General features: G+C 68.1%; 11 protein-coding genes. 4 read left to right on the top strand and 7 right to left on the bottom strand.

The features are described 5' to 3' along the window. Positions 1-1,281: 1,281 nt before the first annotated feature. From DIZ26_RS08375 to sbnA, 7 genes are all read right to left on the bottom strand, one after another. Positions 1,282-2,508, bottom strand: coding sequence for an MFS transporter (locus DIZ26_RS08375; protein ID WP_112239143.1), 1,227 nt, complete (start codon positions 2,506-2,508; stop codon positions 1,282-1,284). A 272-nt stretch (positions 2,509-2,780) separates the two neighbouring features. Further along, the gene (locus tag DIZ26_RS08385) at positions 2,781-3,713 is read right to left on the bottom strand and encodes an ornithine carbamoyltransferase (RefSeq protein ID WP_112239145.1); all 933 of its coding nucleotides are present in this window, start codon (positions 3,711-3,713) and stop codon (positions 2,781-2,783) included. A gap of 106 nt (positions 3,714-3,819) precedes the next feature. Further along, a complete protein-coding gene (locus DIZ26_RS08390; protein ID WP_112239146.1) occupies positions 3,820-12,885 on the bottom strand; it encodes a non-ribosomal peptide synthetase in 9,066 nt (3,021 codons plus the stop codon). Between the two features lie 3 nt (positions 12,886-12,888). After that, positions 12,889-17,808, bottom strand: a complete 4,920-nt coding sequence (locus DIZ26_RS08395; RefSeq protein WP_232828202.1) for a non-ribosomal peptide synthetase — start codon at positions 17,806-17,808, stop codon at positions 12,889-12,891. A gap of 34 nt (positions 17,809-17,842) precedes the next feature. Next, positions 17,843-18,064 (bottom strand): MbtH family protein, encoded by a 222-nt coding sequence (locus tag DIZ26_RS08400; protein WP_112239147.1) that lies wholly within the window; start codon positions 18,062-18,064, stop codon positions 17,843-17,845. Positions 18,065-18,078: 14 nt separating this feature from the next. Next, positions 18,079-19,068, bottom strand: a complete 990-nt coding sequence (gene sbnB, locus DIZ26_RS08405) for a 2,3-diaminopropionate biosynthesis protein SbnB (protein ID WP_112239148.1) — start codon at positions 19,066-19,068, stop codon at positions 18,079-18,081. Then, positions 19,065-20,069 (bottom strand): 2,3-diaminopropionate biosynthesis protein SbnA, encoded by a 1,005-nt coding sequence (gene sbnA, locus DIZ26_RS08410; protein ID WP_112239290.1) that lies wholly within the window; start codon positions 20,067-20,069, stop codon positions 19,065-19,067. Before sbnA ends, sbnB begins: the two co-directional genes overlap by 4 nt. Before the next feature lie 221 nt (positions 20,070-20,290). Between sbnA and DIZ26_RS08415 the strand changes: the two genes are divergently transcribed. The 4 genes from DIZ26_RS08415 to DIZ26_RS08430 all read left to right on the top strand — a co-directional run bounded on the left by DIZ26_RS08415 (position 20,291) and on the right by DIZ26_RS08430 (position 24,949). Beyond that, positions 20,291-20,575: an acyl carrier protein gene (locus DIZ26_RS08415; RefSeq protein ID WP_112239292.1), complete on the top strand. Its 285-nt coding sequence runs from the start codon at positions 20,291-20,293 to the stop codon at positions 20,573-20,575. After that, positions 20,575-22,329, top strand: a complete 1,755-nt coding sequence (locus DIZ26_RS08420) for an acyl-CoA dehydrogenase family protein (RefSeq protein WP_198675990.1) — start codon at positions 20,575-20,577, stop codon at positions 22,327-22,329. Before DIZ26_RS08415 ends, DIZ26_RS08420 begins: the two co-directional genes overlap by 1 nt. Positions 22,330-22,392: 63 nt before the next feature. Next, positions 22,393-24,180 carry a fatty acyl-AMP ligase gene (locus DIZ26_RS08425; RefSeq protein WP_112239150.1) on the top strand — a complete coding sequence of 596 codons (1,788 nt, stop codon included), beginning with the start codon at positions 22,393-22,395 and terminating at the stop codon, positions 24,178-24,180. Between the two features lies 1 nt (position 24,181). Then, on the top strand, positions 24,182-24,949 hold the full coding sequence (locus DIZ26_RS08430; protein WP_112239151.1) for a 4'-phosphopantetheinyl transferase family protein: 768 nt from the start codon (positions 24,182-24,184) through the stop codon (positions 24,947-24,949). Positions 24,950-25,016: the final 67 nt, after the last annotated feature.

Here is a 25,016-nt window from a genome sequence, read left to right on the forward strand (position 1 = left end):
CCTCCAGCCATCCCCGCACGCCCACTCCCAGCCATCCCCACACGCCCACTCCCAGCCAAGGCACACCCAACCCGACACCCGAGCCAGCAAAACAAGCCCCAACCACGACCAACCCCCTTGGCCCTGTTCGCGCCTTCCCAATGGCCAGCGACCCACCACCCCTAACCGCCGCCCCCGACTTCGATCCTTGGGGTGAGCGGACCCCCGACACCAGATCCGGCAGCCCCCGACCACTCGCCACCACCGCCGACCCCAGCCACCCCGCGGTTCCACGTAACGGATCCGACAGTCGTCCCGTCGACGCCACTCACGCCTTCGACCCCTGGGGCCTAACGGCACCGAACAACCCATCCAAAGATCGACAGTCCGCCCCCAACCCGCCCGCCTGGGACCCCGTCGTACTGAACACCAACACCGACGCCGACAGCCACGCCGACGCCGACGCCGGAACGTCACCCGTCCCCGCTCCCGCCTTCGACCCATGGGCGACCGACGGTCTCGATACCGGCTAGCAGCCGCCATCACCGGACCGGCCGCAGCTGACGACCGACCTGGCTTCCTCTCGGCACTCTGCGGGACGGACGACAGTGCCCCATGCCCGCCCGTCTACGCGACTCCAACCGCCTTGCAGGACAAGGTTCCGCAGTCGGAGTCGACGACTCTCACCGGTCAGGCGAGAAGTTCGAGCGGCTGGTCAGCGAGATGGAGGCCAACCAGCGGAGGCGCTGTATTCGCGGCTGCGGAATCACCAGCGACTGCTCCGGTCCGGGCAACCCGTCGTACTGGTCGTAGCACTGGAGCGGTGGTACCCATCGCCTGCCACCGAGCCTGGGGTCCCGGTCGCCGCCGGTACTGCGGTAGGCGATCGCCCGTCAGCAACTGCCGCCGCTGCCCACTCCATGGGATCAGTCCACCCCATGGGGTCACTCATGAGCCAGGGGCTCTGGGTCGGCGGCAGACGGCCTCGCTCCAGCGCGCGCCAAGAGCTCTGAGTCGGTGTCAGACGGCATCGATCAGCGTGTGCCACGAGCTCTGGGTCAGCGGCAGGCGGCCTCGCTCCGGCGCGCGCCACGAGCTCGCAGGCGGTGTCAGACGGTATCGGTCAGACGTGAGCCACGAGCTCTGGGTCGGCGGCAGGCGGCATTGTTCAGGCGCGCGCCACGGGCTCGCAGTCGGTGTCAGGCGGCGTCGGTCAGGCGTGAGCAGGAACTCTGGTTCGGTGCTGGCGCATCGGTCGGGTCTGGGCCAGGAGCTTTAGTTCGGTGTTAGGCGGCGTGGCGGTCAGGCGTGGGTCAGGAGTTTTGAGTTTGTCGCTGAGGTGGTGGGGTGGTGGCGGTGGGCGGCTATTGCTGCGGTTAGGGCTAGGGCGGCCATTATTAGGGCTGAGGTTAGGACTGTGGGGGTGGTGCCGAGGGTGCCTAGGAGGAGGCCGGCGGTTAGGGGGCCTAGGGAGTTCGCGCCGGAGGTGACGAGGGAGCTGACGCTGCCGGCTCGGCCCTGCATTTCTTCGGGGGTGATCTGGACCTGGTAGACGCCGCCTACGACGTTCATGAGGCCGCCGGCCCAGCTCATGGCGGCGAAGAGAGCGCCGAGGATGAGAGGGCTGTCGGTGAAGGCGATGGTGGGGATCATCAGGAAGCGGAGCAGGAGGGTGCCGACGAAGAGGATGCTCAGGCTGAGGCGCGACATGAACCATGAAGCGCACAAGGCGCCGAGGAGTCCGCCGATGCCACTGGCTACGCCGATGATGCCGATCGTCGCTACGGAGCGACCGCTCTCGCGGATGATGAGGACCATCGAGAGGCTGAGTACTTGGGTGATGATGTTGGTGCACGAGATCAGTACGAGGGCGCTGCGGAGGAGTTTCTGGCCGTGCATCCAGCGGAGCCCTTCGGCGAGTTCCTTGGGTACGCTGCGGCGCGCGGTACGGCGTTCCTTCTGGAATGGGGTGCGGATGGCGAGCAACGTCAGCAGCGAGAACAGATGGCCGAGCACTGTGACGATGAACGGCATCCACGAGGCCAGCGAGAGCAGCCCGGTGGAGATCGGCTGGCCGAGGAGACCGGCACCTTTGCTGCGGGCCTCGTTCTGGGAAAGGGCCTTCGGCAACTGTTGAGGGTGCACGACAGCTCGTACTGCGGCGCGCTCGCTCAGCTGGTAGCCGATCGCGGCGCTGCCCTCCAGGAAGGCGGCGACCAGCAGATGCGGCAGTGACAGTCCACCCATGAACAACGCTGCCAGCACACTGCCGATCGCAACTATGCCGATCACATCGCAGGCGATCATCACCTTCTTGCGATCCAGCCGGTCGACCACGACGCCCGCCGGCAGCTGAATCACCAGCTGCGGCAGTAACGCGGCGAACCCGACCAAACCCGCCCGCTCCGGCGATCCGCCGTCGAAGACGACCAGCAACGGCCAGGCGATCGAGCTGACCCGCATCCCCAGGATCGAGAATGCCGCGCCGGACCAGAGCAACCCAAAGTCCTTGTTCTTCCACAAAGCCAAGGGCTCCCCACCCCCACCACCTTCGGTAGCGGAGGTGGGGCTCGGAGCGCTGGTCCCACCACGGGCGGGGGCGGAGGCGGGGGCGGAGGCCGGCGCTGGATTGGTTGGGGCGGAGGCGGGAGTCGGGCTGGGGGTGGGGGTAGAGGTCGAAGCGATGGCCCCACCACCGGCGGGGGCGGGGGCGGAAGCCGGCGGTGGTTTGGCTGGGGTGGGGGTGGAGGTTGGCGGCGGGTTGGCGGGGGTGAGGAGCCGGGGTTGGGTGGGTTGGGTGGTCATTGCGTGGGCCCGGGGCGGCACCAGGTGAGGACTGCCATGGCGGCGTGCATCTTGTTCTCTGCCTGGTCGAAGGCGATGCTCATCGGGCCGTCGAGGACTTCGGCGGTGACTTCTTCGCCGCGGTGGGCCGGGAGGTCGTGCAGGAAGATCGCCTGGGGGTTGTCGTCCCAGAGGGCGAGGTTGACCTGGAAGGGGGCGAAGATGTCGCGCCAGTTCGCGTCGGGCTTGGTGGTGCCGGTGGTCTGCCAGCGGGTGGTGTAGATCGCGTCCAGCTCGTCCGGCAGGTCGTCCATGTCGTGGCGCTCGATCATCACAGCTCCACACCGCGCAGCGTGAGCAGCAGCCCGGGCAGCGATCTCCGGGTCCAGCCCATAGCCAGGAGGTGTGCGCAGTTCGAGGTGTACGCCGGGGTAGCGGGTGGCGGCCAACGCGATCGAAGCAGCCGAGTTGTTGCCCTCCCCGACGTACAGGAGTCGGAGGCCCTCGATCTTGCCGAAGTGCCGTTGCAGGGTGACGAGGTCGGTGATCGCCTGCGTCGGGTGTTCGGCGGAGCTCATCGCGTTGATCACCGACATCCGCTCCTGCGATGCCCAGGCGCGCATCTCGGCAGGGTCGCCCGCGGTCCGCGCGACCAGTACGTCGAGCATCCGGGAGAACACCGCACCGGTGTCCTCGCTCGTCTCGCCGGTGTTCAGCTGCAGATCATCGGGGCCATAGGCAACTATCTGGGCGCCGAGCCGCAGAGCGCCTGCAGAGAAGGCAGTACGGGTCCGGGTCGATGTCTTGCGGAAGTAGATCCCGGCGATCTGACCGGTCAGCGGGAGGTCCAGCGAAGCCCGGCGCGACGAGTAGTCGTCCCCGCGGTCAACCACGTAACGCAGGTCCTCATCGGTCAGATCATCGGTCGAGATCAGGTGTCGAACAGTCATCACCAGTACTCCTTAGGAAGAGGCGAGGCCGGAGGCCGGTCACGAAGAGGCGAGCCGGGAGGCCAGTCAGGAAGAGGCAAGCCGGGAGGCGAGGCCGGGAGACCAGTCAGGAAGAGGCGAGGCGGGAGGCGAGGCCCTGGGCGAGGTTCTTGCCGGCGGTGGCGTTGGCGAGCAGGACGAAGCCGTGGCCGGGACCGGTGCGGCAGATGGTGCCGCCGTAGTACCCGCGCGGTTCGCCGCCGTGGCCGAATTGCACGTCGTCGCCGTTCAGCTCGACGGTCGCGCCGAGGCCGAACGAACCGTCGCCGGAAGGCGTCAGCATCTGCCGCGCGATCGCCTGCGACAGCAGGGCTCGCGGCCGGCCGAGGTACGACCGGCGGATCTCCAGCGTGAGCGTGGCGATGTCGCCAGCCGTTGTCCACAATCCGCCAGACGCGGCATCCGCCCGCACTCGCCAACCACCTTCCAGCGGTACGCCGTCAGCCAGATGACCCAACGCGACAGCTCGCCCGACCGGGTACGACGGGTCGTAGCTGGACCCCGACATCCCCAGCGGATCGAGCACGAGCCGGCGCATCACCATCTCGAAGGACGACCCCGTGACGTCCTCGATCACCTGCTGCAGTACGACGAAGTTGGCGCCGGCCTTGACGAACTTCTCCCCCGGCTTGTGCTCGCACCGGATCGGATCGTTGGTCGCAGGCCCGGTGCCATTCAGTACGTCGAGCAGCGTCGGCACCGCAGCGCCCGGAGCAACTCCGCCACCAGGCGACACCGTGAACCCCGACCGATGGCCGAGCAGTTGCCGCAGAGTCACCCGCGGACGACCCGGCACCTCCCAGCTGGTCAAGTAGCGATGTACGTCCTCGTCGAGATCCAGCACCCCTTCGTCGACCAGCTTCAACGCACCGACCGAGCTGACCAGCTTGCTGACCGAAGCGACCGTGAACAGGGTGTCCCCCGTCACCGCCTCACCGCCATCACTCACCACTCCGAATGTCCGAACGGCAACCAGTTCGCCGCCTTCCATCACGGCGACAGCAGCTCCGGGCACGCCCAGTTCGCCCATTGCTGAAGGCAACATGTCGACACCGGGTCCGTACCAGCTCGCCACCGAAGAGCCACGCTCGGCCGCAAGCGCAGCATCGACAGCCAGCGCGAGGTGGTCCAGCCGGTCGCTGTCGTAGTACATGAACAGCGACAGCGGCAGGCCCTTCGCCTTGGCCTTCGAGACCGTCTTCACCAGCAGCATCGAGTAGCCACCGAGGTCGAAGAAGTGGTCGTGCCGGCCGACCCGCGGGAGGTCGAGCAGCTTCGCCCAGATCTTCGCCAGGACCCGCTCGGTCTCCGTCTTCGGCGGCACAAACGCGGGACCCTCAACGGAAGGACCAGCAGGCCGAGCAGTCAACCCAGCCCGATCAGCAGCAGGCAGCAGCTCGTACGTGTCCCACCGAGCGTCCGGTGCCTCCACCAGCGCCTCGAGCGCCTTCCGGTACATCGCGGCCAGCTTCTCGGCCGCCGCCCGGTCGAGCGCATGCGTGTTGGAGCGAACAGCCAAGTACCCCGGCCCGGTTGCCACCGACAGCGGGAACTCGGTCGTCCCGCTGGCAACGCTCGCGTCCAATCCCTCGATCCCGCTCCCGTCGGCTCGAGCCGCCACCGACGAGTAGTCCTGATAGCTGAAGAAGACGTCCAGCAGCCGACGCTCCGCACTGAACTCCCGCTGGATCACCGGCATCGGGAAGAATCGGTACGGCCACAGGTCCGCTTCTGCCGCAAATGTCCGCGCCACCAACTCGCGCCAGCTTCCAGCTGTACGCCGATGCGTCACCGGCAGCATGTTCAGGTGCATGCCGTAGACCCGCTCGGCACCTTCGACCGCCGGCCGGATGTGGCAGGTCAGTCCACTGTGGAACTCACGGCTGTCGGTCAGCGAGCTCAACACCGCCAGATGAGCCGCGAAGAACACACTCTTCAACGACGTCTGCGCCTCGGAAGCGACCGCCCGCAGCTTCTGCTCCAGATCGGCATACGACACCTCGATCCGGTACGCCGTACGCTCGCCCGCCGGATCTCCCGCCCAGCCGGCCGGGATCGTGAACTTCGGCAGCGCCGCCACCTTCGCCCAATACGCCCGATCCTCATCCGAACGCAGCGCACGAAGCTCACCGGCGATCGCGTCCGCGAACCGGACCGGTGGTGCCTCATAAGCCACTTGCTCGACACCGTCACGGAAGCGCAGGTAGTAATCCAGCAACTCCATCACCAGCCCGTGATGACTCCAGCCCTCCAGAATCACGTGGTTCTGGGTGACGGTCGCCTCCCAGCTGTGCTCGTCGATCTTGTGCACGGCCAGCCGTAGCAGCGGCGGCGCCTCGTGGTCGAAGTGCGTCGCCTGCTCCCGAGTCTTGAAGGATGCAATCGCCTCCTCCTGCGCAGAGACAGACGGCCCAGTGAGGTCCTCCACGTGCAGCGGAAGCTCCGCAGTCGCATAGACAAGTTGCATCGGCACGGAGAAGTTCTCCAGGTCGACGCCGGTTCGCAGTACCTCGTGCCGCTCCACCAGCAATGCCGCTGCCTGCCGCAAAGCCTCGACGGACAAGGGCTTCTCGTCGGTGAGCCGGGTCGAGACGACGTTGTGGTAGTTCCGCGGCGTCTCACTCGACAGCAGCTCGACCATCATCCCGGTCTGCGCCTCGGACAACGGATACGCATCCACAACACCAGCGGGAACCAACGCCCTGTCGTCCGGCGAGATCAACTCGAACGGCTCGACAGCAGCCTCGGCCACGACGGCGGGCCGGCCGGTGATCTTCTCGGCAAGAGCAGCCACGGTCCGCAGCTCGAAGACATCCCGTACGCCGGCGTCCAGCCCGGCACGACGCAGCCCGCCGATAACGGAAACGGCACTGATCGAGTCGCCACCCAGATCGAAGAAGCTGTCGTACGCCCCCACCCGATCGATCCCGAGCGCCTTACGCCAAACCTCAGCCACCTGCTGCTCGGCAGCCGTCCGCGGCGCCACGAACTCGGCCGCTTCCACCGTGAAGGAAGGCGCCGGCAAGGCCGCCCGATCGAGCTTCCCACTCGCCGTGAGCGGCAACGAAGGCAACCGCACAAAGGCCGCAGGCACCATGTACTCCGGCAGCCACCCGGCCACGACGTCCCGCAGCTCATCGAGATCCAAAGCGTCACCAGCCGGTACGACGTACGCCACCAGCTTCTTGTCGCTCACCCGGTCCTCGCGGGCGATCACGGTCGCATGCCCCACAGCCGGGTGCCGCAGGATCGTCGTCTCGACCTCGCCGAGCTCGATCCGGTAGCCGTGGATCTTGACCTGGTCGTCGACCCGGGTCGGGCAGGTCAGCGTCCCGTCCGCGTTCCAGGCGGCCAGGTCGCCGGTGCGATACATCCGCTCTCCCGGCGTACCCCACGGGCAAGCGACGAACTTCGCCGCCGACAAGTCCGGCCGGTTCAGATAACCACGGGCGACCTGCGGCCCCGCGACGTACAGCTCGCCGACTACCCCGACCGGAGCGGGCTGCAGATGAGCGTCCAGTACGTAGATCCGGAGGTTCGGCATCGGCCGGCCGATCGTGACCGGCCCGTCGGCCAGCGGATCGCCCGGCGCGAAGCTGATCGCCGTACAGGCCACCGTGGTCTCGGTCGGTCCGTACTCGTTGATCACGGCAACGTTCGGGTTCGCAGCCCGCCAGGCCTGCATGACCTCGCCGAGCAGCGGTTCGCCGCCGGTCATCACCATCCCGGCAGGCGACCAGGCAGCTGACAGCTCGGCCAGCATCGGCAAGTGGCTCGGGGTCACCTTGACGAAGGCCGGCTTGGCCATCGGCTCCTCCTCGGTCCCGTCCAGCGCCCCCACGATCACCGTGCCGCCGAAAGCCAGCGGACCCCAGAGCGCGTTCACGGTCAGGTCGAACGAGGCCGACGAGTGCAGCAGCGACGACTCCTTGAGCGGCGGGCATTCCTCCGCACACCAGGCCAGGTAATTCGCGACCTGGCGGTGCTCCAACACAGCGCCCTTCGGCTTGCCGGTCGAGCCGGACGTGTAGATCACGTAGATCGCGTTCTCCCGCCGCAGCGGGGAGATCCGGTCCGCATCGGTGATCGGTGCACCCGATTCATCGGCGTACGACGCTGCGTCGGTGAGCAGCACCGGTACGTCGCCGACGGGCAGCCGGTCGAGCAAGGCGTCAGCCGTGAGCAGGAGGACCGGCGTCGAGTCGGTGAGGACGTACTCGACGCGGTCGGCCGGGTTCTCCGGGTCGATCGGTACGTAGACACCACCGGCTTTGATGACGGCCAGCAGCGCCACGATCAGCTCGGGCGATCGCGGCAGTGCCACCGCGACCCGAGCCTCCGGGCCGACGCCGCGAGCGATCAGCAGGCGGGCCAGCTTGTTCGCCTGCTCGTCGAGTTCGGCGTACGTCAGCTCGAGCCCGCGTGCGAGCAGCGCGGTCTTGTGCGGGTTCTGGACGACGGAGTTCTCGATCAGGTCGAGCAGGATCGGCGGTTCCGGATCGCCGTCGGGACCGTTGGCGAACTCGCCGAGCACCTGGGCCGCCTCACCGGCGGGCAGGTGGCTCAGCCGGGCATCGCCGTCGGGGTCAGCGGCCATCGCTTCCAGCACCGAGCGGTAGATCCCGGCCAGTCGCTCGGCGTTCTCCAGGCTGATGACGCGGGAGTCGGCGGTCAGGATGATGTAGCCACCCCGAGAAGAGACTGTCAACGGTACTTCGGTGATGCTCTCGTTCTGCAGACTCATCCGCCGCGCCGCGACGACCGGCATGTCGTCGAGACACTCGTAGCTCTCGCCGGCGTACGGGTCGACCAGGTCGTCGTCGAGCTGACGGAAGTCCTGGTAGTTGAAGAACACGTTGATCAGCCGCCGGCCCGCATCGCGCTGGATCTGCGGCATCGGGTAGCGGCGGTGCGGCCAGAGTTCCAGCTCTCGGGCGAAGGTCTGCTCGACCAGTTCGCGCCAGGTACGGGCACCCCGCTCGACCGGGAACGGCAGCGTGTTCAGGTACATCCCGTGCACCTTGTCCGCACCCGCTGCCTCGGGTCGCGCGTCGCAGACCAGTCCGGTGGTGAAGCTGGTCTCGGCGCTCAGCAGGCTCATCACCTTGAGGTGCGCGGCCAGCATCACACTCTTCAGCGACGCATCCGCCTTGGCAGCAAGGGCTCGCAGCCCGTCTTCGAGATCCATGCTCCGCGCACCGGCGTACAGCGCACTCGCTTCGCCAGACTCGCCCCAGCCCGCAGGCAGCTCGACCGGGTTGTAGCCGGTGGCAACATTCAGCCAGTAGGCCTTGTCCTCCGATGAGGCGACGGATGCCAGCTCACCGGCGATGTAGTCGGCGTACCGGACCTTCGGCGCCTCGTGAGCTTCGAGCTCGACGCCGTCGCGGATCGCGCGGTAGGTGGTCACCAGCTCCATCAGCAGCGAGTGGTAGCTCCACCCCTCCGAGACCGCGTGGCACTCGGTGCTGGTCAGCCACCAGCCGTCGGTCTCGCCTGTCGTGTGCACGTGGAAGCGCAGCAGCGCGGGCGACGACAGATCGAACGGGTTCGCGCGCTCCGCGGCTCGGAACGCCCGCAGCGCCTCGTCGCGCTGCTCAACAGTCACGTCACCGAGCGACGTGATCCCGACCGGCATGACAGCTTCGGCGTGGATCAGCTGCAGCGGACGCGAGTACGAACTCAGGTCGATCGACGTCCGCAGGTTCTCGTGTCGTTCGACCAGGATCGCGGCTGCTCGCTGCAGCGCGGCGGGCGCGAGCGGCTGGCCGTCGAGGATCCGGTGCGAGGTCGTGTTGTGGTAGTGCGCCTCGTCCTCTCCAGCCAGCATCTCCGCCACCATGCCGGTCTGCGCTTGAGACAACGGATAGGCATCGGTCACCCCTTCCGGGAGTCGTTCGCGATCCTCCGCCGTGATCAGGGCGAAGGGAGCGACGAACGTCTCCTCCCTCGCCGCGCGGCCGGTCAGCTTCTCCGCCAGCGCCGCCACGGTGCGGTATTCAAAGACGTCCCAGACCGCCACGTCCACGCCGGTCTCGCGCAGCGCGCCGACCACCGCGACCGCGCTGAGTGAGTCGCCGCCGAGCTCGAAGAAGCTGGTGTGCACGTCGACCTCGGTCAGGCCGAGCACCTTGCCCCAGACCGCGGCCAGCTGCTCCTCGGTCGTCGTCCGGGCGACAACCTTCTCGGTCGAAGGCTGCGACGGAGCACCCGGTGCCGGCAGCGCCCGAAGGTCGGTCTTGCCGTTCTCGGTCAGCGGGATCGCGTCCAGTACGACGAAGGCCGACGGAACCATGTACTCCGGCAGCCACTCCTGCACATGTCCACGCAACCCGGCCTGGTTCAACTCCACACCAGCAGCCGGTACGACGTACGCGACCAGCCGCTTGTCGCCGGCCAACCCGTCGCGGGCCACCACGATCGCCTGGCTGATCCCCGCGTGCCGCTGCAGCGTCGTCTCGATCTCGCCGAGCTCGATCCGGTAACCGTGGATCTTGACCTGGTTGTCCACCCGGCTCGGGCAGGTCAGCGTGCCGTCGAGATCCCACGCGGCGAGGTCGCCGGTGCGGTACATCCGCTCGCCGGGCGCACCCCATGGGCAGGCGACGAACTTCTCCGCGGTCAGGTCGGGACGGTTCAGATATCCGCGAGCCACACAGTCACCCGCGACGTAGACCTCCCCGACGACACCGATCGGCGCGGGGCGGAGGAACGCGTCGAGCACGAAGATGCGCGAGTTCGGCATCGGCTTGCCGATCGCCAGTCCGCCTGCGGGCAGCTCGTGGTCCGGCTCGATCCGCAACGCGGTACAGCCAACGGTCGTCTCGGTCGGTCCGTACTCGTTGATCACGGTCACGCCGGGGTGCTTGGCCCGCCAGGCGTCGACAGACTCGCCGGTCAGCGCCTCGCCACCGGTCATCAGGTCGACCGTCGGCGAGAACCCGTCCGGCAGCTCCACGAGGAACGGGAGATGGCTGGGCGTCACCTTGACGAACGTTGGCGCCACCTCGGGAGCAGGCGCACTGCCGTCCAGCGAGCCGATGACCACGTGGCCCCCGAGCACCAGCGGTCCCCACAAAGCGTTCACGGTCAGGTCGAAGGACACGGACGAGTGCAACAGCGAGGAGCCCGCCAGACCGTCGTACTCGCGGGCGCACCAGGCGAGGTAGCCGGAAAGCTGTCGATGCTCGATCACCACGCCCTTCGGCCGCCCGGTCGAACCGGACGTGTAGATCAGGTACGCCGGGTTGTCGGGGCCGGCCGTCACGCCGAGATCCTCGGTGGAGAAGCCGGCGAAGCGGGCCTGGTAGTCGACGGCAACGGTCGGTACGGAAGTTGCCGGGAGCCCCGAAGTCGACGCTCCGGAGACCAGGATCAGCTCGGGATCGGAATCCTCGAGGATGTAGCTGTTCCGGTCGGCCGGGTAGTCCGGGTCGATCGGAACATAAGCACCACCGGCCTTCAGTACAGCCAGTACTGCGACGATCAGGTCGGCCGAACGGGGCATCGCGACAGCGACCCGCGACTCGGGCCCCACGCCCTCGTCCACCAGGAAGCGCGCCAACTGGTTCGCGCGCCCGTTCAGTTCGCCGTACGACAGCCGGGTCTCGCCGTCGACGACCGCGAGCTCATCGGCAGCCTGCCGGGCAACCTGCAGATAGACCGGGTCGGTGATCTCCAGCTCGCCACCACTACTCGCGAACCCGTCCGTCAACTGCTCGAACTCGGCCGCGCCGTACATCTCCAACGCGGACAATCTCGTCGACGGCGCCTCGACAGCGGCCGCGAGCAGCCGGACGAAATGCCCGGCCATCCGCTGCACCGTCGACCGGTCGAACAACGCGGTCGCATACGTCAGTACGCCGTCCAGCGCACCCTCGGCCGTCTCGGTGAGTTTGAGGTTGAGGTCGAACTTCGCCACGGTGAAGTCGCTCCGGACCGGCTCGACCACGACCTCGCCGAGCGTGAACGCGTCGGGCTGCGCCTGCCGCACGATGAAGGCGACCTGGAACAACGGCGGCCGGGACATGTCCCGCTCGGGCTGCAGCTCGTCCACCAGCTTGGCGAACGGCACGGTCTGGTGGTCGTGCGCGTCCAGTACCCGGGCGCGGGTCTCCTTGACCAGCGACTCGAAGGTCGGGTCACCGGTCCAGCGGTTGCGGATCACCAACGTGTTGATCCCGTAGCCGATCAGCTGCTGCAGCTCGGGCCGGGTCCGGCCGGAAACAACGGTGCCCACGGCAACATCCTGCTCACCGGTGTAGCGCGACAGCATCAGCTGGTACGCCGTCAGCATCACCACGAACGGCGTGGTGTCGTGCCGGCGAGCCAGTTCGCGCACCTTGCCCGCCAGACCGTCGGGCAGGGCGAACGGAAGGTCGGCGCCTGCCTTGCTCCGGACGGCCGGGCGAGGCCGGTCCGACGGCAGGTCCACCGGGCGGATCCCGTCGAGCTGGTCACGCCACCAGGCGATCTCCTTGGTCAGGTCCTGCGATCGCTGCCACGCCGCGAAGTCGGCGTACTGGAGTGGCAGTTCGGCGAGCGACGGGCTGATGCCGGCCGCATGTGCGCCGTACAGCTCGCTCAGCTCGGCCGACAGCAACTCGGTCGACCAGGCGTCACCGGCGATGTGGTGCAGTACGACGACGAGCAGGTGGTCATCGGTTGCCGCGCGCAACAGAGTCGCGCGGGCCGGCCATTCGTGCTCGAGATCGAAGCCTGCCGAGGTTTCCAGCGCTACGAGGTCGGTCAGCTTGGCTTCCCGCTCGGCCGCCGGAACATCGCTGACGTCCACCAGGCCGAGCTCGCTGCCACCGGACGAGTCGACGACCTGGACCGGCTCACCGTCGCGCAACTCGTACCGCGTGCGCAGGATCTCGTGCCGGGCCAGCAGGTCCGCCCAGGCCCGGCGCAACGCCTCGAGGTCGAGCGGTCCGCGCATCCGCAGGGCCGCGGGCAGCAGGTACTCCGAACTGTCCGTGTCCAGCCGGTTCAGGAACCACATCTGCTGCTGGCCGAAGGACAACGGCAGCGGCTTGTCCCGGTCCGCGCGGGCGATCGTGGAGCGGGTGCCTCCCCGCCCGCCGGCCAGCCGGCGGCGGAGCAGTTCTTCGCGGGCGTCAGCGGTGCTCATCGCCTAGTTCTCCTCAGCAGTGGTAGCGAGTACTTCGGTGTCGGACAGCGCCTCGATCTCGGCCCGGATCCGGTCCTCGACGGCCGTCGCCAGTTCGGCGACCGTGGGCCCTTCGAACACAGCCCGGACCGGCAGATCGATCTCGAACGCGTTCTGGAGCTTGGCGATCAGCCGGATCGCGAGGATGGAGTTGCCGCCGCTGCGGAAGAAGTTCTCCCGGATGCCGACCTCGCGGTCCAGCAGCTCCGCCCAGATCTCCGCGATCCGTTCTTCGACGACGGTGCCCGGCAGCTCCAGCTCACCGGCTCCGGTCTTCTCCGGGACCGGCAGCGCGGCCCGGTCGACCTTGCCGTTCGCGTTCAGCGGCAGCTTGTCGAGCGCAACGAAAGCGCTCGGCACGAGGTAGTCCGGCAGCGAGCGGGCGGCGTGGGTAGCCAGGTCTTCCTCGGTGGCCGTGCCCACGTAGTACGCGACGAGTCGCAGGTCGCCGGGCTTGTCCTCCCGGGCGATCACCAGCACATCGGTGACATCGGTGTGGGCGGCCAGGACGAGCTGGATCTCCTCGGGTTCGATCCGGTAGCCGCGGATCTTCACCTGATGGTCGGTCCGGCCCAGGAACTCCACGTTGCCGTCGGGCCTGCGTCGTACCAGATCACCGGTGCGGTACAGCCGGCCGTACGGGCTCTCCAGGAAGCGCTCGGCGGTCAACTCGGGGCGGTTGATGTATCCGGTGGCCACGCCGGTGCCGCCGACGTACAACTCCCCCACGACGCCGACCGGTACAGGCTGCTGGTCTGCGTCGAGGACGTACATCGCCATGTTTGGCAGCGGCAACCCGATCGGCAGTACGTCGGAATCCTCGTCCGCCGGCACCGGGTAGATCGACGTACCGACGGATGCTTCGGTCGGTCCGTACTCGTTGATGACCCGAACATCCGGCGCGAGTGCCCGCCAGGCCTCCAACGCGCGACGGGTGAACGGCTCCCCGGCTACCACGAGTACCTTCGCCAACCCCTGTGCCTGTTCGGCGGTCAGTTGTGCCGACAGGATCTCCAGGTGCGACGGCGTCAGCTTCACGAAGCTGTACGGCGCATGCTCGGTCATCGCCTTGCCCAGATCACCGAGGTCGAGGTCGACCGGCATCATGTGCACGGTCTGCCCGGCGAGCAAAGGCGCCCAGAGATTCGGTACGCCGAGGTCGAAGGCGACCGAGGAGAACACCGGGGCACCACCCGTTTCTGCCCCGGCCAGCTCACGCGCCGCCCAGTCAAGATGGTTCACGAGACCGCGGTGCGGAACCTCCACGCCCTTCGGCTTGCCGGTCGATCCGGACGTGTAGATGACGTACGCCGCCGCGTCCAGATCGGCCTCGATCTCCAGCGGCTCACTTGACCGCGCAGCGATCAAGTCCGCGTCCTGGTCGACCAGTACTACGTTGCTCCCGGCAACATCGGCGTACCGGGCCTGCGTGATCGTAGTGTGAACCGCCGCATCCTCTTGCAGATAAGCGATCCGGTCCGCCGGGGTGGAAGGGTCGATCGGCAGGTAGGCCGCGCCCGCCTTCCACGCGCCCAACATCGACGCCAGCAGCAACGGTCCGCGGTCGAGCAGGACGGCCACCACATCACCCGGCTTGACGCCACGAGCGGCGAGGTGGTGCGCGACCCGGTTGGCGTTCCGGTCCAGGCACTTGTACGACTTGCCGCCGGTCTCGCTGGTGACCGCGATCGCGTCCGGTGTCTCGGCAGCCTGTGCCTCGAAGCGCTGCGCGGTGGTCAGCGCCGGAACCTCGACGGCGGTCTCGTTCCAGCCGACGATCAGCTGGTGTCGGTCGGCCGCTGACAGCAGGTCGACCGCTCCGAGTGGGGTCGTCGGTGCGACGGCGAAGCTTTCGAGCAGTTGCACGAAGGCCGCGGTGATCCGCTCGATCGTGCCGCGGTCGAAGAGCGCCGTCGCGTACTCCATTGCGCCGAGCAACGAACCGTCCGCCAGCTTGCGCATGTTGAGGGTCAGATCGGTCTTGGCGACCTGGAATGCGGCCTCGATCGTGGCCAGGTCGGATTCGTTGCCCTCAGCACCGGAGAAGCCTTCGCCGTGGAAGTCGAACGCTGCTTGGTAGAGCGGCGTACGGGACAGGTCGCGGTCCGGGTCCAGCTCGTCGACGAGGCGGTCGAAAGGCAGGCCAGCGTGGGCGAACGCGTCCTCGCATGCAGCCCGGACGAGGTCCAGCGACGCGTCGAAGGTCAGGTCGGCGGCCAGCTTGCAGCGCAGTACGACCGTGTTCAGGAAGAAGCCGACCAGGTTCTCCAGCTGACCGAGGTCGCGACCGGCGACCGGCGCGCCGACCGTCACATCCCACGTCCCGCTGAACCGGGCGAGCACGGTGGCGTAGGCGGTCAGCAGGGTGCTGAACGGAGTACAGCCGTGCTTGCGGCCGAGCGCGTCGAGCGCGGTGGCCAGTTCGGCGGGGATCGTGAAGGTGACCATCGCGCCGTGCGGGTCTCGGGTCAGCGGGCGGCTGTGATCCGTCGGCAGGTCGAGCGGGACGACTCCGTCGAGGGTGGTACGCCAGTGGTCGAGCTCTTGCGCGATGACCTCTTCGGTGAGCGTGCGCTGTTGCCAGGCGGCGTAGTCGGCGTACCCGAACTCCAGCGGCTCGAGGGTCTTGCCTTCCAGCAGCGCGGCGAAGTCGCGGGCGAGCACAGAGGCGGACCAGCCGTCGGTGGCGATGTGGTGGATCGCGAGCGTGAGCAGGTGTTCGCGGGGCGACCGGGTCAGCAGCGCCCGGAGTACGGGACCGTTGACGAGGTCGAAGCCGGTGCTGAACTCCTCGGTCAGAACGGCGGCCAGCTGGTCCGACTCGATGTCCAGGACCCGAAGGTCGACTGGGGCCGGCGCGTCGATGACCTGGGTGGGCTCGCCGTCGACCACCTGGTAGCGGGTGCGGAGAGTTTCGTGCCGCGCGACCAATGCGTCCACGGCCTTCTGCACGGCGCCGAAGGGAGTGTCCGCGGGGACTCGCAAGAAGGTCGGAGCAACCCACTCGCTGCTCCCCGTTTCGAGCTGCTCCATGAACCACAGCCGACGCTGGCTCGCGGACAGCGGCAACACACCCGTCCGCGGTACGGCGGTGAGCTGGGTGCCGTCGTCCATCACAGCGGAGATCAGCTTCGCCTGCGCTTCGACGGTCGTTGCCCGGAGCAACCCGCGGAGCTGGATCTCTCCGCCGGCGGTCGACCGGAGCTGGTTGGCCAGCCGGGTCAGGGTGAGCGAAGTGCCGCCGAGCTCGAAGAAGCTGTCGTGGACGCTGATCTGCTCGACGCCGAGCAACTGCCGCCAGACGTCCGCGACCAATTGCTCGGCCGTCGTCCGCGGTGTGACGTACTCCCGGCCGGCGCGGCTGAACGGATCGGGCAGCGCGTTCCTGTCCACCTTGCCGTTGGGCGTCAGCGGGAACTCGTCGACGGCCACGAAGACACTCGGCACGTGAGTCTTGGGAAGCCGGTCCAGCAGGTGGTTGCGCAGGCCGTCGGTGTTGGGCGCCTTTACATAGCCGATCAGCTGGGTGCTGCCATCCACCTTCGCCTTCGCGGTGACGACAGCGCCGGCGACGTTGTGGTGGGACGTCAGAGCGGCCTCGATCTCGCCCGGCTCCAGCCGTACGCCGTTGATCTTGACCTGGTCGTCGGTCCGGCCGACGTACTCCAGGTTGCCGTCCTCGCGCCAGCGAACCAGGTCGCCGGTGCGGTAGAGACGCCAGCCGTCCTTGCCGTACGGGTCCGGTACGAACCGGTCGGCGGTCAGATCGGGGCGGTTCAGGTAGCCACGAGCGACGCCCACACCACCGGCGTACAGCTCTCCGACGGCACCGACAGCGGCAGGCGAACCGGTGATCGGGTCGAGGACCAGTACCCGCATGCCCTTGATCGGGCGGCCGATCGGCACCGGGCCGGTCTTCTGCTCGGGATCGAAGCGGAAGGCGGTCACGTCGATCGAGCACTCGGTCGGGCCGTAGGTGTTCCACAGTTCGACGTCGGTGCACTTCAGCAACCGCTGGGCCAGCTCGGCGTGCAGCGGTTCGCCCGCGCAGGACACGAGTCGAAGGGTTCCGGTCGCATCCCACCCGGCCTCGTCCACCAGCAACCGCAGTACGGACGGCACCACCTGGAGCACGGTGATCCGCTCCCGGGTGACGGCCTCCAGCAGCGCCTTCGGGTCGCTCTCGGAACCGGCCGGTGCCAGGACGACGGTGCCGCCGCTGACGAGTGGGCCGAAGAACTCCCAGACCATGGCGTCGAAGGTGATCCGGGTCTTCTGCAGGATCCGGTCGGTCGCGGTCAGCGCCTGCGCGTCGACGGCCCAGCGAACCCGGTTCCCGATCCCGGCGTGGGTGACCGCGACGCCCTTGGGTTGGCCGGTCGATCCGGAGGTGTACATGACGTAGGCGAGGGCGTCGGGGTCGATCGCGGCAACCGGGGCGACCGGGCGGACCGCGATGGCGGTCACCAGCCGGGACGGGACGACCACCCGGGCGCCGGTGGTCTCGATCGCCTCGGTGAGGTGGTGCTCGGCAAGCACCACCTCGGCGCCGGTGTCGTTGAGGAGCCATTGCATCCGGGTTGCCGGGTAGGTCGGGTCGATGGTCACGAAGCCGGCACCGGTACGCCAGACCGCGAGCAGTGCGACCACCAGGTCGATGCCGCGCTCCAGTGCGATGCCGACGACGGACTCCGGACCGGCGCCCTCCTCCAGTAGGAGATGAGCGAGCCGGCCGGCCCGCTGGTCGAGTTCGGCGTAGCTGAGTTCGCGCTCCCCGTCCACCACGGCCGTCGCGGTCGGCGAGCTCGCCGCCTGCTGGGCCACCAGGGCGGGGATGCCGGTGAATGCGGCGATCAAAGGGTTCTCGGTGGTCTGCACACTCATGGCAGTCGTCTCCTGGCGGGATTCTGGGAACGGGTCAGGCGGTCTGGGACGCGGCGCTCGCGAGCCGACGGCGCAGGCTGAGCGGGCGCAAGTCGGTCCACGTCGTACCGATGTGCGCCAGGCAAGCTGCGCGGTCGCCCTCGAAACCGGCCGGCTGCCAGCCCTTCGGCAGCGGACGGTCGGCGAGCAGCACCGAGTACTGCTCCTCGTCGTTGCGGACCACCCGGTAGGAGCGGTCATCAGTTGCTTCAGGCATCTTTGGTACTCCGCTCAGGCAGGAATGAAGTTCTCGAAGGAGGCGCCGAGACCGCGGCGCTCCGCCTCGGTACGGACGTAGTCGGCCAGCGCCATGTCCAGCACGCCGAGACCGAACGGCGAGTAGACGACGAGCTCGTCCGGGTCGCGGTCGAGGGTTGCCGTACCGCGGAGCAGCGCGCCGATCGGTGCGTCGATGAAGGCGCGGCCGCCGGTCTGCTGTTCGGCCAGATAGAGCGAAGTGCCTTCGCGGCAGACATGATCGGCGTCGTCGACGATGTTGCGCGCGGCAACGATCGCGTCGGCGTACAGGTCACGCAGCGACAGATGCAGTACGACGGTGCCCGGCTGGCAGGCGTCCAAACCGGTGTGCGGCTCGATCGCCGTGGTGGCGAAGGAGATCAGCTTCTGCGCTTCCAGTGCGTCGTCAATCGTGACCGCCTGGAATGCCTTGACGGGCTTGATCTCCTGGCACTTCTCGGCGAAGCTCGCGGCCCGTTCGGCGTCGGTGTCGAAGACGGTGATCTCCTCGATCGAGGGCAGCGCAACGGTGAGGAAGCGGAACACCTCCAGGTTGATGACACCGGTCCCGATCAGCGTGACGCCGGTCGGCGGGTCGCCCGCGGTCAACTGCTGTGCCGCGACTGCTGCGCTGGCGGCGGTCCGTCGGGCGGAGATCTGGGAGCCCTCGATCAGCGCCTCCGGGTGACCGTTGTCCAGCGAGTTCAGCAGGATCGCCGCACTCGCGCGCTGCATGCCCTTGTCCACATTGCCCGGGAAGGACGCGATCCACTTCATCCCCGCGACCGGCCGGTCGCCGCCGGCGAAGGCGGGCAGCCCGATGATCCGGTTGCGGTTGTCGCCGGGAAAGCGCAGGAAGACCGAGTGCGGTACGGCGGACCGCCCCTCGTCGTGCAGCTGGTACGCCGCGGCGACCACGTCGAGCGTCTGCTGCTCGCTGCCGGACAGGACTTCGTGCACGTCCGAATGACCGAGGATGATCATGCGGGAACGCTCATCTCAAAGGGTTCCTTCCAAAGATGGGAGACCTCGCCGAAGTTCCGGCGGACCCAGGTGTCGGAGTAGACGGTGTCGACGTAGCGGTCGCCGCCGTCGGGGAAGATCAGCACGCAGTTCGATCCGGACGGGACCCGGTCGGAGACCTTCTCCAGCGCGGCCACGGTCGCGCCCGACGAGCCGCCGCCGAGGATCGCCTCGGTCATCAGCAGCCGGCGGCAGGAGACGACCGCCTCCAGGTCGGAGATGTGCACCACCTCGTCGACCATCGAGTTGTCGGCCAGCGGCGGCCGGACCGAGGCACCGTGGCCGGGGAGCAACCGCGCCGCGGCCGGCTGGCCGAAGATCACGCTGCCCACCGCGTCGACGCCGACCACCGTGGTCGGCAGACCGGCCCGGCGGATGTGGTCGGCACAGCCGCGCAGCGTGCCGAAGGTGCTCACCGAGGCGAACAGGTAGTCGACCTTGCCGGCCAGCGCCTCCTCGATCTCACGCATCGTCTCGTGGTGCGCGCGAGGATTCATCGGGTTGGCGTACTGGTTCGGCCAGTACGCGTTCGGGACGGCCGCGGCCAGCTCGCGGACCCGCCGCAGCCGGGCAGCGAGCAGGCCGCCGGCCGGATCGGGCTCGGTGACCACCTCCACCTCGACCTTGAACGCGTCCAGGATCGCGAGGTTGCGCTCCGTCGTGTTCCGGTCGACCACGCAGACGAAGCGCAGCCCGAAGTACCGGCAGATCTGGGCCAGACCGATGGCGAGGTTGCCCGAACTCGACTCCACCACCACCGACCGCCCCGGCACCAGCTCACCCGACTGCAGCGCGGCCCGGATCATGCTGTACGCCGTCCGGTCCTTGATGCTGCCGCTGGGGTTGAACCGTTCCATCTTCGCGAAAACGCGGGAGCCGAAACCGGGGATCAGGTTCCCCAGCTCCACCAGAGGCGTGTCACCGATGCTGTCGAGAATGCTCGGCACAACTTTTCGCGTCATCTTTGTCACCACCAACCTCACTGCTTCGCCGGTGACCGCCCGCAGACGGCCGTTCAGGGGACTCACGAACTCCCCTGAAGACTCACCGGCAGCGCCATACCGGCCCTATATGGGCAAGGCGCCGCGTGCTATCGGCGGAATATAGGCGCGCTCTGGAAGCTGAACCTTGTCGGTGACCTGTGGGTGCCGGCATCCGAGAGCACGCAAAGGAGCGAGACGACATGTCACAGACAGACGAGACCCCGGTGCTGAACCGGGTGGTCACCGCCGCCGAGGTCACCGACTTCCTCCGCGGCCGGGTGGGCCGGATGATCGGCCTCACCCCGGACGAGGTGGACCCGGCCGCGCCGCTGGCGTCGATCGGTGTCGACTCGGTGCACGCGATGGAACTGGTGGCCGAGCTCGAGGAATGGCTGGGCACGCATGTGCCGGACCACCTGGCCTGGTCCTACCCGACCATCGCGCTGATCTCCGAGCAGCTGGCGAGCGCCGAGAGCCTCGCCTGATGTCGACCGCGACCCACCCGGAGGTGAGAGCGGGCCGCAGTACGGTGCACGACACCGTCGAGGACTTCGAGGAGTTCCTCGGCGACCCGCGCGCCCCGGGCTCGCGGATCACGTTCGCCGAGCAGATGGAGTACGACGAACGCGAGGAGAAGGCCGTCCCCGCTTTCGACGCGCTGGCTGAGTGGGGCTATCCGCTGCACTACGTACCCGCCGCCGAGGGTGGCCGGTTCCACGACATGGAGCGGATGTTCGGGCTGATCCGGTCGCTGGCCCGCCGCGACATGACCCCGGCCCTCAGCTCGGGCGCCACCTTCCTCGGCGCGATGCCGGTGTGGGGTTGGGGCGACGCCGCCCAGCGCGCCCGGGTCGCCGACCTGATCAAGGCCGGTGCGTTCGGTGCGTTCGGTCTGTCCGAGGCCGATCACGGCTGCGACGTCGTGGCCGGTGAGGTACTTGCCGAGGGCGGCGACGAGGCCGGCTACCTGCTGACCGGTACGAAATGGCCGATCGGCAACGGCATCCGCAGTACGTTCGCCACCATCTTCGCCCGCACCGGCCCGGCCGGACCGCGGGGCTTCTCCGCCTTCCTGGTGGACAAGGAGAAACTCGACCCGTTGCACTGGGCAACCGAACCGCGGGTGAAGACACTGGGCCTGCGCGGCGCGGACGTCTCCGGGATCACCCTCGAAGACTGTCCGGTTCCGGCCGACGCGGTGATCGGCAGCCGTGGCCGCGGGATGGAAGAAGCGATCAAGACCCTGCAGATCAGCCGGACCCTGGTCACGGCGATGTCGATGGGCGTTGCCGACACCGGTCTGCGCACCACGCTCGACCACATCCGCAGCCGCCGGCTCTATGGCCGGACCGTGCACGAGATCCAGGTGATCCGCGAGCAGGTCCTGGCGGCGTACGTCGATCTGCTGGTCGCCGAATGCACCACGGCTGCCACCGCCCGGGCCATCTCGGTGATGCCGGAGCGGCTCAGTCTGTGGTCCTCGGTCACGAAGTACCTGGTCCCCGGCCTGATCGACGAAGTACTCGGCAGTCTCGGTTCGGTGCTCGCGGCAAGGCACTTCATGCGCGAGGGCGTGAACGACGGCATCTTCCAGAAGATGCTGCGGGACAACCGCATCGTCAGCATCTTCGAGGGAACCAGTCACGTTCACCAGCACGTGGTGGCCAGTCAGCTGCCCTCGCTGTTGCTGCGGCCGGAGTACGACCTGAACACCGAGGCACTGCTGCAGGACCTCTTCGACCACGAGTACGAACCGCCCGAGTGGGATCTGCGGTTCGACCGGTTCAAGCTGACCAACGGCGGCCTCGACGAGATCACCCAGAGCCTGCCGGACGTGGTCGCGGCGATCCCCGCGGAGTACGCAACCCTGAAACAGGTCGCGGCAGAAGTCCTTGCTGTGCAGGAGAGATTGCAGCAGGGCGTCCGGCAATTGGTGAAACAAGGCAACGATCTGCACTCGAACGCCCGCGGCTTCACGCTGGCGCGACAGCACTGCCTGGTGCACGCGGCGGCGGCTTGTCTGCACACCTGGAACGCCAACGCCGGTCGCGGCGGCTTCGTCAGCCGGCCGGAATGGGTCGTGCTCGCCCTGCAGCGGATCCTCACCCGGCTGATCCCCGACCAGCAGCTCGATCCGGACAGCCTCGTCGTCGTCGAGGCCGAGATGCTCAGCAGCTGGGAGGACGAGCGGCTGTTCTCCCTGGTCCCGCTCCGGCTCGGCGGCACCGGAACCGACTGACGTCCCCTCGACCCCCATGGCCACTGCCGCCCCGCTGATGGCCGGCGGACAGGAAGGAAACCCATGCAGCACGAGAACATCTTCGGATCGACCCGCGAGTACGCGCAGACCATCGGCGATCAGAACGCGATCGTCTTCCTGCCGGACGGCCCGGGATCGGCGGTACGGACCGAGCTCAGCTACGCCGAGCTCGACCTGCGGTCGCGGCGACTGGCCTCCTGGCTACAGGAGCATCGCACCGCGGGCGACCGGGTGCTGCTCCTCTATCCGCCCGGCGCCGCCTTCGTGACGGCCTTCTTCGGCTGCCTGTACGCCGGAATGATCCCGGTGCCCGCACCGCTGCCCGCAGGCGATGGCAAGGGCAAGGTCGACCGGCTCCGCACGATCGTCACCGCGGCCGGTTGTTCGGTGCTCTTCACCGACCACGCGAACCTCGCCGACCTGCAGGAACAGCTCGCCGAACTGATCGACACCGACATCCTCTGCGCCGCCACCGACGCCGACGACCTCGGCGACGCGGACAGCTGGCGCGAACCGGTGATTCGCCCGGAAACCCTTGCGCTGCTGCAGTTCACGTCGGGCTCGACCAGCGAGCCGCGCGGCGTGATGGTGTCGCACGGGAGCCTGTGGCACAACCTCAACCTGATCAAGCAGACCTTCGGGTTGCCGACCGGCGCCAAGGTCGCGTCCTGGCTGCCGCACTACCACGACATGGGGCTGATCGGCGGCTCACTGTCCTCGATCTTCCTCGGCGGCACATTGTCGCTGATGTCGCCGATGAGCTTCCTGCGCGACCCGTACCGCTGGCTCGACCTGATCGCCTCCGAGGGCATCGACATCAGCCCGGCCCCGAACTTCGCCTACGACCTGTGCGTACGCCGGATCAAGCCGGCCCAGGTCGAACAACTGGATCTGAGTCGCTGGCGGCATGCCCTCAACGGGGCCGAGCCGGTGGACCCCGCCACCTTGAAGCGCTTCGAGTTGCACTTCGCCGCGGCCGGCCTGAAGCCGGAAACCATCCGGCCGTGCTATGGCATGGCCGAGGTCGGGCTGCTCGTCACCGGCACCGACGAGAACCGGCGACCCAAGCCGGTGCGGGTCGACGCCGCCGACATCGAACGACGCCGGTTCACTCCGACCGACGACATGGCGGCCGGCCGCGAGCTGATCAGCAGCGGCCCGGTGCCGACCGGATTCGACCTGCGGATCGTCGACCCCGACTCCCGGACGCCGTTGGAGGACGGCCGGATCGGCGAGATCTGGCTGGCCGGGCCGAGTGTTGCCCTTGGCTACTGGGGCAAGCCGGACGAGAGCGCAGCCGTCTTCGACGCCTACACCGCCGACGACGAAGGCCCCTATCTGCGGACCGGTGATCTCGGTGTCTGCCACGACGGCGATCTCTACATCACCGGGCGGATCAAGGAACTCATCATCGTCAACGGCCGCAACATCTACCCACAGGACCTGGAGCGCCGGCTCGGCCTGCTGCACCCGGCCCTCGCCGAAGGGGCCAGCGCCGCGTTCGGCGTACCGGGTGACGGAGCCGAGCGGATCATCGTCGTGCAGGAGATCCGGACCGCGGGAGCCGCCGCGCCGACCGAGTTGCAGCAGCTCGCCGACCTGGTGAAGTCCGAGCTCTCGGCGTACGCCGGCAGCCCGGTCGCCAACGTCTGTTTCGTCAAGCGGGGCGGCGTTCTGCGCACCACCAGCGGCAAGGTCCGCCGGACCAGCATGCGCGAGCTGTTCGTCACCGACGGACTGCAGCCGCACTTCGAGGATCTCGAGCCGTCGATCAAGAAGTTGCATCGGGCAACGAATCCGCTGGAGGCACTCGCCGGAGCCGGAGTCTGACATGACCGTGGATGCCCATGGGTTCCCCCCACCGCCGACAAGCGGTGCGGTGCACCTGTTCCGGGGACGGGCCCCGACCGAACCGGAAGCGGCGGATCTCGCGATCCTGGACGCCGCGGAGCTGGAGCGGTTCGCCCGGATGGTGCCGACGGCCGGCGCGCAGTTCGCCGGCTCACGCGCCGCCGTACGCCGGATCCTGGCCGGTTACGTCCGGGAGACACCGGGCCGGCTGGGCTTCGGACGACGAAGCTGTCCAGGGTGCGGCAGCCCGGATCACGGTCCGCCTCAGCTGATCAGGCCGGCCAGCACGCTGGCGTTCAGTCTGTCGAGGTCCGACTACGACTGGCTGCTCGCGGTCACCGCGGACCGACTGGTGGGGGTCGACATCGAAGGAGCAGCAGCGGTCGACTTCGACCGGGTGGCTCCGATGGTGATGACGCCTGCCGAGCTGGCAGCGCTACGCGCCGAGCCTGAGGAGCAGGTCCGGAAGGCCGTGTTCCTGCGCTGCTGGACGCGGAAGGAGGCCGTTCTGAAGGCCAGTGGCATCGGCCTGATGGCGCCACTGCGCGAAATCGACGTCCAGCCTGCGTCCAGCGGACTCGTCACGGTGTCACACGAAGCGATCGTCGGCGCTGCGTCCTGGTTGGTTCAGGACCTGGCCGCCGGGTCGCGCTGCGTGGCTGCCCTGGCTGTCCAAGCAGGCCTGCCGGCGGTCGAGATCAGCTGGCCGGCAGTCGATTGGCAGCAACTTGCAGCCGTCGTTTCATGACAATTCAAAACCGGCCACTGCGGTGACGAAGTCGTCAATACTCGCTGAGAAGCAGCAGAACGGGCTT

Origin of the sequence: Kribbella monticola, from assembly GCF_003261635.1 — a bacterium.
GTDB lineage: Bacteria > Actinomycetota > Actinomycetes > Propionibacteriales > Kribbellaceae > Kribbella > Kribbella monticola.

Coding starts and splice junctions, on each gene's coding strand:
- DIZ26_RS08395 (WP_232828202.1), bottom strand. CDS start 17,808: ATGAGTGTGCAGACCACCGAGAACCCTTTGATCGCCGCATTCACCGGC.
- DIZ26_RS08385 (WP_112239145.1), bottom strand. CDS start 3,713: ATGACTGTTCGACACCTGATCTCGACCGATGATCTGACCGATGAGGAC.
- DIZ26_RS08420 (WP_198675990.1), top strand. CDS start 20,575: ATGTCGACCGCGACCCACCCGGAGGTGAGAGCGGGCCGCAGTACGGTG.
- DIZ26_RS08400 (WP_112239147.1), bottom strand. CDS start 18,064: ATGCCTGAAGCAACTGATGACCGCTCCTACCGGGTGGTCCGCAACGAC.
- DIZ26_RS08425 (WP_112239150.1), top strand. CDS start 22,393: ATGCAGCACGAGAACATCTTCGGATCGACCCGCGAGTACGCGCAGACC.
- DIZ26_RS08430 (WP_112239151.1), top strand. CDS start 24,182: ATGACCGTGGATGCCCATGGGTTCCCCCCACCGCCGACAAGCGGTGCG.
- DIZ26_RS08415 (WP_112239292.1), top strand. CDS start 20,291: ATGTCACAGACAGACGAGACCCCGGTGCTGAACCGGGTGGTCACCGCC.
- sbnA (WP_112239290.1), bottom strand. CDS start 20,069: ATGACGCGAAAAGTTGTGCCGAGCATTCTCGACAGCATCGGTGACACG.
- DIZ26_RS08390 (WP_112239146.1), bottom strand. CDS start 12,885: ATGAGCACCGCTGACGCCCGCGAAGAACTGCTCCGCCGCCGGCTGGCC.
- sbnB (WP_112239148.1), bottom strand. CDS start 19,068: ATGATCATCCTCGGTCATTCGGACGTGCACGAAGTCCTGTCCGGCAGC.